Origin of the sequence: Halomonas sp. BLK-85 (genome assembly GCF_044792155.1) — a bacterium.
In the GTDB taxonomy this organism is placed as follows: domain Bacteria; phylum Pseudomonadota; class Gammaproteobacteria; order Pseudomonadales; family Halomonadaceae; genus Vreelandella.
This window is the reverse complement of the sequence record NZ_CP087731.1, coordinates 700,693-713,437: the sequence shown is the minus strand read 5'-3', so window position 1 is coordinate 713,437 and position 12,745 is coordinate 700,693. Positions and strand designations below refer to the sequence as shown.

Below are 12,745 nucleotides of genomic sequence, written 5' to 3'. Positions count from 1 at the left end.
AGGTCGCTAGGGCGTCTGGGATCTGTCGTTATCCGCCTCTACCGCTGCATACATGCGTGTTGCCAGGTCAGGGATGGCGGCACGCACACGGTTCCAGCTGGGGATGAAGGGCCGCTCGCCGGGGTTATCCAGGAAGGCGTTGCCGGCTTCCAGCAGATTGGCAGCAAACAGCTCCACCGCCCGCTCTTCGGCGTGACGGTCCAGGCTCAGTCCGTTCATGACCGCATCGTGGTCGTAGGCTTCAATCAGATCCAGCGCCAGCCGATAATAGGTCGCTTTCAGAGTACGAAAGCCCTCGGCACTGAAGGTCACACCCTGGGTCGCCAGTTTGCGATACAGCGCCTTGGCAATATCCAGACTCATCCGGTTAAGCCCTGCTGCGGCATTACCTTCCGATACCGGCTGGTGCTTATGATCATAGGCATCGGCAAGATCCACCTGGCATAGCCGTTTGGTGGAATAATTGCGATGCACCTCGGACAGCACGCCAATCTCAAGCCCCCAGTCGGCCGGTATGCGAATGCCGTCGAGTACTTCTGTGCGCATCGAGAACTCCCCCGAGAGCGCATAGCGATAGCTGTCCAGATAATTCAGGTAAGGCAAGGGGCCGTGCATCTGTTTGAGCGCCCGTAGCAGCGGCGTGACCATCAGCCGGGAAACGCGCCCGTTAAGCTTGCCTTCAGCGATGCGCGGGTAATACCCCTTGCAGAACTCATAGTTGAAGTGGGGATGCGCCACCGGGTAGAACAACCGTGCCAGCAGGCTGCGGTCATAGGTGAGGATATCGCAGTCGTGCAGCCCCACCACAGCGCTGCGCCCGGAAGCCTGCACAAAGCCTGCGCAGAACCACACATTACGGCCCTTTCCCGGCTGCTGGGGTGACAGCCCCTGAGCTTCCAGCTCGCTATCCAGAGCTTTCAGGCGCGGCCCGTCATTCCACAGAATCCGGTGACGCTGAGGCAGGCGGGAAAAAAACTCGCGGGCATGCCGAAACTGCTCGCGGTCGGCCTGATCCAGCCCGATCACCACTTCTGACAGATAAGGCGCTTTGGCAATTTCCTCAACAATATGTGCAAGCGCCGGGCCTTCCAGCTCGGAATACAGTGAGGGCAGGATCAGGCTCATCGGGCGACGCCGGGAAAACGCCACCAGATCAGCCTCCAGCGCTTCAACGGGGCGATGGGTCAGATTGTGAAAGTCCGTCACGATACCGTTCTGATGGAAATCACTCATGGCGTCAGCTCCGCAAGCGTATAGGCATAGGTCGGGGGGGAGGTGTCCGCCGGGGTTAGCCGGCGGTCAACTCGCCCCCACCAGTACGCCACCCCCTCTGCCCAGCCTTTGGGGCCTACTGCCTGTGTGCGATACAGGGCCGACTGGCGGGGTTGCACCGGCAAGCCGTGACAGCCCTGGATCACCACCGCCTGGTCGACGGCTTCCAGCATTGCCGTATCGTTGGGGCCATCGCCCAGCGCCAGCGTCTGGGGGGTAACACCGCGCAGGGCCGCATAGCGCTCGATCATCCAGCTGACCGCATTGCCCTTATGCGATTTACCGGTGGCATGCCAGAAGCGCCCGCCCTGCACCAGTTGCAGGTCATCACCCGCCAGGCTGACGCGAAATGTTTCCAGCCCCGCTTCACTGCCCTCCCAGACCAGGGGCTCACTGCCTTCACGCATACGCGCCAGTCGCGCTTCCGGGTCGCTCAGGCCGGTATAGGTGCACAACTCATCCAGGGTCATTTCACTCATGCTAGTAAAGCTGATGCCAGGCACCGCTTTCAGGCGCTCGCGCCATACCCGCAGGCGCTGTCGGATAAAACCGATATCTACCCCCAGGGTCTTGATCACCAGGCCATCGCTGCCCACCTGACGCTCCAGCCCGGAGTGGCACCAGTCAGAGGGCAAACCTACCACTGCGCCGTTTTCGGCAATAAAGGGCAGCTCCTCAAGCCCCAGTGCCTTGCGCAGATTCAGCAGTTCACTGCGGGTCTTGCTGGTGACGGGAATCACCGGAATACCCCGCTGGTAAAGGCGCGCCAGCCAGGGTGCCGCCGGTGCCCAGTCGTAGCTGTGATGATCCAGAAGAGAGCCATCCAGGTCGGTAAACAGCACTTTTGGTCTGGACCCAGGACTGCCTGTCGCTACCTCAACAGCCGCTTGTGCCTTACCCTCCGGGAAGCGACGGCCATCATGCTCGTTTGAATCGGATTTCAATGACATACACCACCTGCAGCAAGGAAGACTCCCACAGCGGTAGCATTTTATGTGCCAACACGGTCTGTGGCCCTGTCATATCGCCGGACGGAAGGCTGGCTGCTCTTTGGCCTGCCATCTGATAGGGCAGACAATCTACAAGGATCAATCAATCGCACTATTTTGGTGCAATCATAGTTCAACGCATCGCATTTCAAGGCCCCGCGCTGCTGACAGCCGCCTGTGTGGTGTCCCGGGATTCAGGGTGTGGAGGGTACTTCCTGAACGGTCGCCTTTCCCTGCGTTTTGCATCGCAGCATGTTAACCTAAAGTCTATTGTTCAAAGACGCCACTATGGACAAGGCCCTGACGTCTGGATAATTCCCTGCACTGAAGACGGCCCGGTTACCCATGAAATCCACCACTGCCTGGAGTCTTATTGATGAGCTCTTCCGCTGAACAGCCACAAACGATTCTGCTGGTGCCCACCGGCGAAGGCGCCGGCTTGACTTCCGCCTGCCTGGGGTTGATTCAGGCCCTCGACACCATTGGCCTGAAGGCAGGCTTTTTAAAACCCTTCATGCAGGATGAACTCAACGGCCCGGGACTTGATCGCTCAACCGCCCTGGTGTCACGCACTCTTAATGTGCGTCCACCGGCACCCATTCCCCAGGCACACCTGGAGCGTCTGCTACGCGACGATCATATCGATGACCTGATGGAGGAGGTGATTGAACGCCTGGAGCAGGTGACCCAGCAGGCCCGCCATGATGCCCTGCCGCTCGATCTGGTCGTCGTCGAGGGCGTGGTGCCTACCCCGCAGACCACCTACGCCACCCAGACCAATGCCCAGCTCGCCCATGCTCTGAACGCGCGTATTATTCTGGTCGGCACCGGTGATCTGAACGCTCCACAGGCGCTGGCTGAAGAGCTGGACATGCATGCCAGAAGCTTTGGTGGCATCAGCTCTGCCCGCACGCTGGGCTGTATTCTGATGCGCATGCGCAATCTGCCCTATGGGGCAGAAGACGATGACCTGTCTGCGGCCCCGGGCACCATCAAGCCCCAGCTGGAGGAGCCCGTTCTGGAGGAGTTGCGGCGCTATTCACCGTCACTGGCCACCGAGCGCTTTCATCTGATTGGCGTAGTGCCTTACAGCAAGGCACTGAGCGCACCGCGCACCCTGGATATTGCCCGTGCCCTGGATGCCCGCCTGCTGAATGAAGGCGACGCCAGTCTGCGACGGGTGCTGGCCACCAGCCTGTGCGCGCGCAGTGCCGCCAATGCGCTGCATATCTTCCAGCCCGGCAGCCTGATCGTGACCTCGGGTGACCGCGATGATGTGATACTCGCGGCGGCTCTGGCCACCATGAACGGTACCCGACTGGCTGGCGTGCTGCTGACCAACGGCTACATGCCCAATGACAAGATGATCGATCTTTGCCGCCCGGCTCTGGCCACTGGCCTGCCCGTACTTGAGGTGGATACCGACAGCCTGACGACCGCCACCCACTTGAGCCAGCTGAGCCATGAAATCCCCACCGATGATCTTGAGCGCGCTGAAAGGGTAGCTCGCTTTGTCGCTGCCCATATCGATCTGGAATGGCTCAAGGAACATGTCAGCCGGGGCTATACACGCCGCCTTTCGCCATCGGCCTTTCGCCATCAGCTGGTCAAGCTGGCCATGCAGGCGCGCAAGCGGATTGTGCTGCCAGAAGGCAACGAACCGCGAACGATTGAAGCCGCCATCATCTGTGAGCGGCGTGGCATTGCCCGCTGTGTGCTGCTCGGCAATCCCGAGGAAATCGAAACGGTTGCCCGACACCGCGGTCTGACGCTGCCGGGCTCCTTGGCCATTGTTGATCCGGAAAGTACCCGTGCGGACTATATAGCGCCCATGGTGGCCCTGCGCCGCGACAAGCTGAACGAGATTACCGCCGATGCCCAACTGCATGACAATGTGGTGCTGGGCACCATGATGCTGCAGATGGGCGAAGTGGATGGCCTGGTGTCGGGGGCAGTGCACACCACGGCCAATACGGTGCGTCCAGCCTTTCAGCTGATCAAGACTGCGCCGGAATACCAACAGGTGTCCTCGATCTTTTTCATGCTGCTGCCCGAGCAGGTAGTGATCTATGGTGACTGCGCGGTCAACCCCGACCCGGATGCCGAGACTCTGGCGGAAATCGCTATTCAGAGCGCGCGCTCCGCTGAGGCCTTTGGCATTGAACCCCGGGTGGCCATGATCAGTTATTCCACCGGGGATTCCGGCACCGGGGCAGACGTCGATAAAGTCCGCGACGCCACGCGGATTGCCCAGCAACGCGCCCCTCATCTGGCCATTGATGGGCCATTGCAGTACGACGCCGCAGCGATCGAAAGCGTTGGCAAACAGAAAGCACCGGACTCACCCGTGGCCGGCCAGGCCACGGTGTTTATCTTCCCCGACCTGAACACCGGCAACACCACTTACAAGGCCGTGCAGCGGAGTGCCCGGGTGGTCAGCGTCGGCCCCATGCTGCAAGGCTTGAACAAGCCGGTGAATGACCTTTCAAGGGGCGCCCTGGTCGACGATATTGTCTATACCATTGCCCTGACCGCCATTCAGTCGGCTCAACAGGAAGGCTGAGCAGACTTCGTCAGGGCAAGCTCCGGGGCATCCGTGAACAGGGCGTCAAATTCGTCAAGCATCGCGAAATAGGCTGGCCGCACCACGCCAACCTTGCTGGCATCCGCCACCAGCCAGCGCTGCATGGCAGTGGCGATGGCTGCTCGCTTAGGGGCGACTTCATGGAAATGAAAGCAGCTGACCCCGCGCTGGGCATCAACCCCGGCGGCCGAAATCAACGCCTTGTTGATGCCCAATCCCTCGATTCTCGACGCCATGGTATCGCTTCCAAAGGATTGCGAGGCCGGGTAGTACAGGCCGCCCAGCAGAACCAGGCGGACATTGCTCAGTGGAGCAACCGCATTGGCCACATTCAACGCATAGGTCACAACGGTCAATTCGCTGAAGCGCTGCAACATACCTGCCAAGGGGATCAGAGTGGAACCGCAATCAATAAACAGCGTATCGCCATCCTCAATCTGCTCGACCACTCGCTGGCACAGCGCCTGTTTGGCGGGGTAGCGGCTGGCCTGCTGTTCGGCCATATCATAGACAGGCGCCAGGCGGCTGTTCAGCAACAGGCGTCCACCCAACAGATGAATTTCCTGTTGTTCGCCTTCCTGGCAAGCCAGGTCACGGCGAATGGTCATCTCCGACACCTCGCACAGGGTGGCGGCCTCACGCAGGTGCACCACCCTGCCTTGCGAAAGGATATCGTGAAGTTTTTCCAACCGTGCAGCACTGCGTTCCTTCATGCGTTTCTCCCGTCAACATACCGCTATCTGGCGATCTATTGTGCGTCCCGCCTCTCATCAGCGCCAGCATGCCAATAGTCGTAAAAAACGCCTCAAGATTTTTTTACTGGATGGATAAACACTTAGCACCAAAATGTGGCTTTTGACTGACAACGGCGCTGGCGTTGATGTCACTATCGTTGCAAAATAGCGTTCCTGAAATAACAAAAAATGTTATTTTTCTAACAAAACACTGTACCCATACCGTGTGCAAGGGCTTTTTTCCCATCCTGAGGCTTCTATGAACTCTTCTCTCCAACGTCATCTGGTTACCCTGGGTACTGGCACTCTTCTGGCATGCGCGGCTGCATCCTCCCAGGCGCAGGCCAGCTCACCGCTATGGTCGTTTGCCAATGTATCGGCCAATTATCTTGACTGGTCAGCGGGTACCGAAGCACGCACGGCCAACAATGCCGCCAAGAGCGATTTCGTCTACCTCGAGCTGGAAGGCGGGCTTGGCTATGAATGGGGGGAGTTTTACGGCTTCTTCGATTTCGAAAATCCCGCCAATGACCAGTTTGATGCTCCCAGTGGCGGCAAGGACAATTTTCGTACCGCTGGCAAAGTCACGTCACACCTGTATCTCGGTGATAGCCCTTTCTCTGTCTATGCCCACGTCTATGATTTCCGCGATTACGGATATGACGCCCGGGAACAGGATCAGATCCTGGGACTGGGGTATCGCACCACTTTCGCCAATGGCCTGTGGTTCAAGCCCTTTCTGGGTGCAGCGCGGGTACAAAGCGATGGCTATACCGGCATGAATGGCTTTATGGCAGGCTGGGTGGCAGGCTATGGCTTCACTGCTGCAGGTCAGGATTTTAGCCTGACCAACTGGCACGAGCAGACCTTTGGCCGCGATGATGACTACCTGAACCAGAACTATGTGAACGGCAAGGCAGGCAGCGTCGGTACCAACGGGGCGATCAGCCTGTGGTGGCACCCTGTTGACCTGGTCACCACCGGCATCCAGTATCGCTACGCCGATGAAAAACTGGGCACGCCGGATAACTATCAGAACGCCATGATCTATACCGTCAAACTCAATCTGCTGTAACTATCAACCGATGTAGAACAGCCACAAACACCCAGTGACGACGCGACGCCAAGGGGCACAAGATGACACTGATAATGAGCCTGGTAGGGATGATCACCCTGGTGACCATTGCCTTGATATTTTCCTATGACCGCACGTCAATCCGCTTGCGTACGGTGCTGGGTGCCTTTGCCATTCAGGCCGGCATTGGTGCCTTTGTACTCTACGTGCCCTTCGGGCAGACGGTGTTGCAGACGATTTCTGCCGGTGTCAGCCAGGTGGTTGAGTACGCCAATGATGGTATCAGCTTCCTGTTTGGCGGCCTGGCCGAGGTCGACAACGTCGGCTTTGTGTTCGCCATCAAGGTCCTGCCGGTGATTATTTTCTTCTCATCGCTGATTGCTGTTCTTTACTATATAGGCATCATGCAATGGGTGATTCGCATTCTGGGGGGCGCCCTGCAGAAAGCTCTCGGCACCTCGCGCACTGAGTCCCTGTCGGCAACGGCCAATATCTTTGTCGGCCAGACAGAGGCCCCTCTGGTGGTGCGCCCCTTTATTGCCCGCATGACGCCTTCCCAACTGTTTGCGGTCATGTGTGGCGGCCTGGCCTCGGTGGCGGGCTCGGTATTGGCGGGTTACGCGGCCCTGGGGATTCCGATGGAATATCTGGTCGCCGCCTCCTTTATGGCCGCACCGGGTGGGTTACTGTTTGCCAAACTGATCATGCCGGAAACCCGTGAACCCGAGGACAGTATTTCCAAGGTCGAAGAAGAACAGAAGGAGCAGGACGACAAGCCGGCTAACGTGCTGGATGCGGCGGCTGCCGGCGCAACCTCCGGTATGAAACTGGCCGCCAACGTCGGTGCCATGCTGCTGGCCTTCATTGCGCTGATTGCCCTGATCAACGGCATGCTGGGTGGCATCGGCGGCTGGTTCGGCTTTGAAAGCCTCAGCCTTGAATGGATACTTGGCTGGCTGTTTGCGCCACTGGCTTTCCTGCTCGGCGTGCCCTGGCAGGAAGCCACCCTGGCGGGCTCTTTTATCGGCCAGAAGCTGGTGGTCAATGAATTCGTGGCCTACATCAATCTGGCGCCCTACCTGGATGGCGAACAACTGGTGGAAGCCACCGGGCAGGTCATGAGCGCCCACACCATGGCGATTCTGTCATTTGCGCTGTGTGGTTTCGCGAACCTCTCTTCGATTGCTATCCTGCTTGGCGGGCTAGGCAGCATTGCACCCTCACGGCGCGCCGAAATTGCCCGTTTCGGTGTCAAGGCCGTCTTGGCAGGTACGCTGTCCAACCTGATGTCGGCCTCGATTGCCGGTTTCTTTATTGCCTTGAGCGCCATGGGTACCTAGCCATTGCCGATCGGCGCTTGCTGGCCATGCGTGGCCCTGGCGCCGAACTGCCCGGCAGCTCACCCTTTCTGCCTCATGTGTGAGAACCTGTTTATCAACCTAACCGAGTAACCGCCTATGACCGCTTCGATCAATCTCACCCAGGCTGCCCGCCAGGCCATTACCCTGATGGACCTGACCAGCCTGAATGACAGCGACACCGATGCCAGCACCGAAGCGCTGTGTCAGCAGGCAAAGACACCTTACGGCCACCCTGCGGCGCTGTGCGTCTACCCCTCCTTTATCGTGACGGCCAAGCGCGCGCTGCACGCCCACCAGTTGAGCGACAAGGTCAGGGTGGCCACCGTCACCAACTTCCCGGACGGCGGCGACGATATCATGGCCGCTGCCCGTGCGACCCGCGAGGCAGTGGCCTCCGGTGCCGATGAAGTCGATGTGGTCTTTCCCTATCGTGCCCTGATGGCCGGTGATGAAGAGACGGGCCTTGAGCTGGTTGAAATGTGCCATGCGGCCTGCGGCGGCCAGGCGCTGCTCAAGGTGATCATTGAATCCGGTGAGCTGAAAGACCCGGCGCTGATTCAGCGGGCCAGCGAGTTGGCTATCGAAGGCGGCGCAGACTTCATCAAGACCTCAACCGGCAAGGTGGACACCAATGCCACCCTGGAAGCCGCTGACATAATGCTCAAGACGATCAAGGCCAGCGGCAAACCCGTGGGTTTCAAGGCCGCAGGCGGTGTACGCACCACTGAAGACGCGGCCGCCTATATGGCGCTGGCCGCCGATATCATGGGTCCCCACTGGGTCACACCGGAGCACTTCCGCTTTGGCGCCTCCAGCCTGCTTGACAACCTGATTGCGACCCTTCGCGGCGAGGCACTGATGGATAACGAGGAGGATTATTGATGGCCACCACGCCACGGCTACCCCAGGAACTGATCCGGCTTAAACGCGACGGTCAGGCGTTGCCCGGGGAAGAAATCCAGGCCTTCATTCAGGGCATTGCCGATGAGCGTATCAGTGATGCCCAGATCGGCGCCTTCAGTATGGCTGTCTTCCTCAATGGCATGAACCGTGAAGAAGTCGTTGCCTTGACCACGGCGACCCGTGATTCCGGCCATGTGATGCAGTGGGATTCGCTCAACCTGCCCGGCCCGATTGTCGATAAACACTCCACCGGCGGCGTGGGGGATCTGGTCTCCCTGGTGCTCGGCCCCTGGGTCGCCGCCTGCGGCGCCTTTGTGCCGATGATCTCGGGCCGTGGCCTGGGCCATACCGGCGGCACCCTGGACAAGCTGGAATCCATCCCCGGTTACGACCCCTACCCGGCACCGGAGCGTTTTGGCCGCGTGGTGAAATCCACCGGCGTGGCGATTATCGGCCAGACCGGCAACCTCGCCCCGGCGGATAAGCGCATTTACGGCGTGCGTGACGTCACCGCCACGGTGGAATCCATTCCGCTGATTACCGCCTCCATTCTGGGCAAAAAGCTTGCCTCCGGCCTGGATGCCCTGGTTATGGACGTCAAGGTGGGCAGCGGCGCCTTTATGCCGACAGCGGAAAAATCCCGCGAGCTGGCCAGAAGCATTGCCAACGTGGCCACCCAGGCGGGAACGCCGACCACGGCGCTGCTCACCGACATGAGCCAGCCGCTGGCACGCTGCGCCGGTAACGCGGTGGAAATTGTCGAGACCCTGGCGCTGCTGCGCGGCGAACGTTCCGACAGCCGGGTAATGCAGGTCACCCGTGAACTGGCGGTCGAGATGCTGATGGCGGGCAAGCTTGCCGCCAGCCGTGAAGACGCCCTGGCCAAGCTGGAAAAAGCGCTTACCTCCGGTGCCGCCGCCGAAGTCTTCGCCCGCATGGTCAGTGAACTGGGTGGCCCCGCCGACTTTATGGAGCGTTCAGATCACTACCTGGCCAGCGCACCGGTCGTTCAGGCGGTCTACCCCGAGCAGAGCGGCACGGTTCAGCGTTTTGATACCCGTGCCGTGGGTATGAGCGTGGTCGAGCTGGGCGGTGGCCGCCTGCGCAATGACGCCAGTGTCGATCACAGCGTCGGGTTCAGTGACATCGCCGGGATTGGCGAGCACGTGGACAATCAGCGCCCACTGGCCATGGTGCACGCCCGCAGTGAAGACGCCGCCAAGCGTGCTGCCGACCAGCTGCGCGCCGCCATTACCCTGGGCGACACCGCCGCCGAAGCCGACACCTTATTGCAGGATACCTTCCGAGGAGACACCTGATGCGCCGCGCCATTGTGCTCGTACTTGATTCCTTCGGGATTGGCAGCGCCCCCGATGCGCAAAAATTTGGCGACCAGGGGGCTGACACCCTCGGCCATATCGCCGCCGCCTGCGCCCGTGGCGAGGCCGACAGCGCCGAGCGCTCCGGACCCCTGAAGCTGCCCAACATGGCCGCCCTTGGCCTTTTCCACGCCCACCGCGATGCCACCGGCAGCGTGGCTGAAGGCGTTAGCTTGCCCGACCAGGTAAGCGGTGCCTACGCCCATGCCAAGGAAATCTCCAGCGGCAAGGACACTCCGTCCGGCCACTGGGAAATCGCCGGAGTACCGGTACGCTTTGACTGGGGTTATTTTCTGGACAAAACCGACAGTTTTCCTGCCGAGCTGCTGGAAAACATTGTCCGCGAGGCTCAACTGCCCGGCGTGATCGGCAACTGCCACGCCTCTGGCACCGAGATCATTGCCCGCCTGGGGGAAGAACACCTCCAGAGCGGCAAACCGATTGTCTATACCTCGGCCGACTCGGTGTTCCAGATCGCCGCTCACGAAGCGCATTTTGGCCTGGAACGCCTCTACGCGCTGTGTGAAACCGTGCGCGGGCTGCTTGCCCCCTATAACATCGGCCGGGTGATTGCCCGCCCGTTCAACGGTGATGACAGCGCAAGTTTTCAGCGCACCGGCAACCGCCGGGATTACAGCGTCGAGCCGCCTCGCCCGACGGTGCTGCAGAAACTCGCCGATGCCGGTGGCAACGTGATCTCGATCGGCAAGATTGCCGATATTTACGCCCACTGCGGCATTACCCACAAGGTCAAGGCCAGCGGCCATGATGCGCTGATGGATGCCACACTGGCAGAAGTAGCGCGCACCGCCAATGAGACCGCAGACCGCCCGACCCTGATCATGACCAACTTTGTGGATTTTGATTCGGTCTATGGCCACCGGCGTGACGTACCGGGCTACGCTGCCGCCCTGGAACACTTCGATGCCCGCCTGCCGGCACTGCTGGCGGCCCTGAATGACGATGACCTGCTGCTACTCACCGCCGATCACGGCTGCGACCCCAGCTGGCAAGGTACCGAACATACCCGCGAATATGTACCGATCATGGTGCATGGCGGTAGCTTCACGCCCGGCCCGCTGGGCGAACGTGGCACCTTTGCCGATATCGGCCAGACGCTGGCGGACTTCTTTGGCGTTGATGCCATGCATGACGGCAGCAGCTTTCTGCCCGCAGTGGCGTAAATGCCAAAACGACCTGATACCTCAAGGAGCCTCCCATGGCGACACCGCATATCAACGCAGAAAAGGGCGATTTCGCCGATACCGTTCTGATGCCCGGCGACCCGCTGCGCGCCAAATACATCGCTGACACCTACCTGGAAAATGTGCGCCAGGTCAACGACGTGCGCGGCATGCTGGGTTATACCGGCAGCTACAAGGACCGCGAAATTTCGGTGATGGGCCATGGCATGGGGATTCCGTCGGTGTCCATCTACGCCAAGGAGCTGATTACCGATTTTGGCGTCAAGTCGATTATCCGTGTGGGTTCCTGCGGTGCGGTGCGTGATGATGTCAACGTGCGTGATGTGGTCATCGGCATGGGCGCCTGCACCGACTCCAAGGTCAACCGCATGCGCTTTAACGACCATGATTTCTCGGCCATTGCGGACTTCGAACTGACCCGCCACGCGGTGGCAGTGGCCCGGGCGCAGGGTGTGCCGGTCAAAGTGGGCAATATTTTTTCAGCGGATCTGTTCTACAACCCGCAGACCGAGATGGCTGAACTGCTCAAGCGCTACGGCATCGTCGGCGTGGAAATGGAAGCGGCAGGCCTTTACGGTGTGGCCGCCGAGTTTGGCGCCCGCGCACTCACCATCTGCACCGTTTCCGACCATATCCTGAAAGGCGATTCCCTTTCCAGCGCTGACCGCCAGACGACCTTCAACGACATGATGACGATGGCGCTTGAGACGGTCCTGCGCGACGACGCTGATCGGGCCTGACTCCCTTTTACGCAGAGCAGGGAAAGAATAACGCCATGACTCAAGCGAACCAGACCCTGGTAGACACGCTACTGACGGCATTGAGCAACGCCTATGCGCCCTATTCCCATCACCCGGTCGCGGCTGTCATGGAGTGCCCGGATGGCCAGCAGTTTGCAGGTTGTAATGTGGAAGTGGCCCACTACAAGGGGCTGTGCGCGGAAGCCTCTGCCATTGCAGCGATGATTGCCGCTGGCCAGCGCGAGTTGGCCAGCGTGTACGTCATGGGCCCTGGCGAGCACCTTTGCACGCCTTGCGGCGACTGTCGCCAGCGTATCCGCGAGTTTTCCACTCCTGCCACGCAGATTATGGTGCTCTCTCATCAGGGTGAGGTGTTGAAAACCTATACCATGGACACATTACTGCCCGACGCCTTCGGCCCGGAAAACCTGCCATCGAATCAATAGTGAACCTTGGTTAACCCACATTGCTTTTACCCCGCCATCATCGCAATCTGCTTGTCA

General features: G+C 60.0%; 11 protein-coding genes. 8 read left to right on the top strand and 3 right to left on the bottom strand.

Annotated features, from left to right (window positions below; genetic code table 11):
* Positions 1–6: 6 nt before the first annotated feature.
* Positions 7–1,233, bottom strand: a complete 1,227-nt coding sequence (locus LL947_RS03120; RefSeq protein ID WP_499833922.1) for a glycosyltransferase family protein — start codon at positions 1,231–1,233, stop codon at positions 7–9.
* Positions 1,230–2,222: an HAD-IIB family hydrolase gene (locus LL947_RS03115; RefSeq protein WP_499833921.1), complete on the bottom strand. Its 993-nt coding sequence runs from the start codon at positions 2,220–2,222 to the stop codon at positions 1,230–1,232. Before LL947_RS03115 ends, LL947_RS03120 begins: the two co-directional genes overlap by 4 nt.
* A gap of 415 nt (positions 2,223–2,637) precedes the next feature.
* Here LL947_RS03115 and pta point away from each other — a divergent pair, with 415 nt between their 5' ends.
* Positions 2,638–4,824 (top strand): phosphate acetyltransferase, encoded by a 2,187-nt coding sequence (pta, locus tag LL947_RS03110; RefSeq protein WP_499833920.1) that lies wholly within the window; start codon positions 2,638–2,640, stop codon positions 4,822–4,824.
* Here the strand turns inward: pta and LL947_RS03105 are convergent.
* On the bottom strand, positions 4,809–5,558 hold the full coding sequence (locus LL947_RS03105; RefSeq protein ID WP_290821575.1) for a DeoR/GlpR family DNA-binding transcription regulator: 750 nt from the start codon (positions 5,556–5,558) through the stop codon (positions 4,809–4,811). The genes pta and LL947_RS03105 overlap by 16 nt on opposite strands.
* Positions 5,559–5,838: 280 nt before the next feature.
* On the opposite strand from LL947_RS03105, the gene LL947_RS03100 reads away from it, so the two are divergent.
* From LL947_RS03100 to cdd, 7 genes are all read left to right on the top strand, one after another.
* Positions 5,839–6,654, top strand: coding sequence for an outer membrane protein OmpK (locus LL947_RS03100; protein ID WP_290821577.1), 816 nt, complete (start codon positions 5,839–5,841; stop codon positions 6,652–6,654).
* A gap of 62 nt (positions 6,655–6,716) precedes the next feature.
* Entirely contained in the window at positions 6,717–7,994 is a 1,278-nt protein-coding gene (locus LL947_RS03095) for a NupC/NupG family nucleoside CNT transporter (protein WP_499833919.1), read from the top strand.
* 117 nt (positions 7,995–8,111) lie between these two features.
* The gene (gene deoC / locus LL947_RS03090) at positions 8,112–8,897 is read left to right on the top strand and encodes a deoxyribose-phosphate aldolase (RefSeq protein WP_290821581.1); all 786 of its coding nucleotides are present in this window, start codon (positions 8,112–8,114) and stop codon (positions 8,895–8,897) included.
* A complete protein-coding gene (gene deoA, locus LL947_RS03085) occupies positions 8,897–10,237 on the top strand; it encodes a thymidine phosphorylase (RefSeq protein WP_290821582.1) in 1,341 nt (446 codons plus the stop codon). The genes deoC and deoA overlap by 1 nt, the downstream gene beginning before the upstream one ends.
* Complete coding sequence (locus LL947_RS03080) at positions 10,237–11,481, top strand: phosphopentomutase (RefSeq protein ID WP_404416207.1); 1,245 nt, start codon at positions 10,237–10,239, stop codon at positions 11,479–11,481. Before deoA ends, LL947_RS03080 begins: the two co-directional genes overlap by 1 nt.
* A 35-nt stretch (positions 11,482–11,516) precedes the next feature.
* A complete protein-coding gene (gene deoD / locus LL947_RS03075; protein WP_499833918.1) occupies positions 11,517–12,242 on the top strand; it encodes a purine-nucleoside phosphorylase in 726 nt (241 codons plus the stop codon).
* Between the two features lie 35 nt (positions 12,243–12,277).
* Positions 12,278–12,688, top strand: a complete 411-nt coding sequence (gene cdd / locus LL947_RS03070) for a cytidine deaminase (protein WP_290821587.1) — start codon at positions 12,278–12,280, stop codon at positions 12,686–12,688.
* The last annotated feature ends 57 nt before the right edge of the window (positions 12,689–12,745 follow it).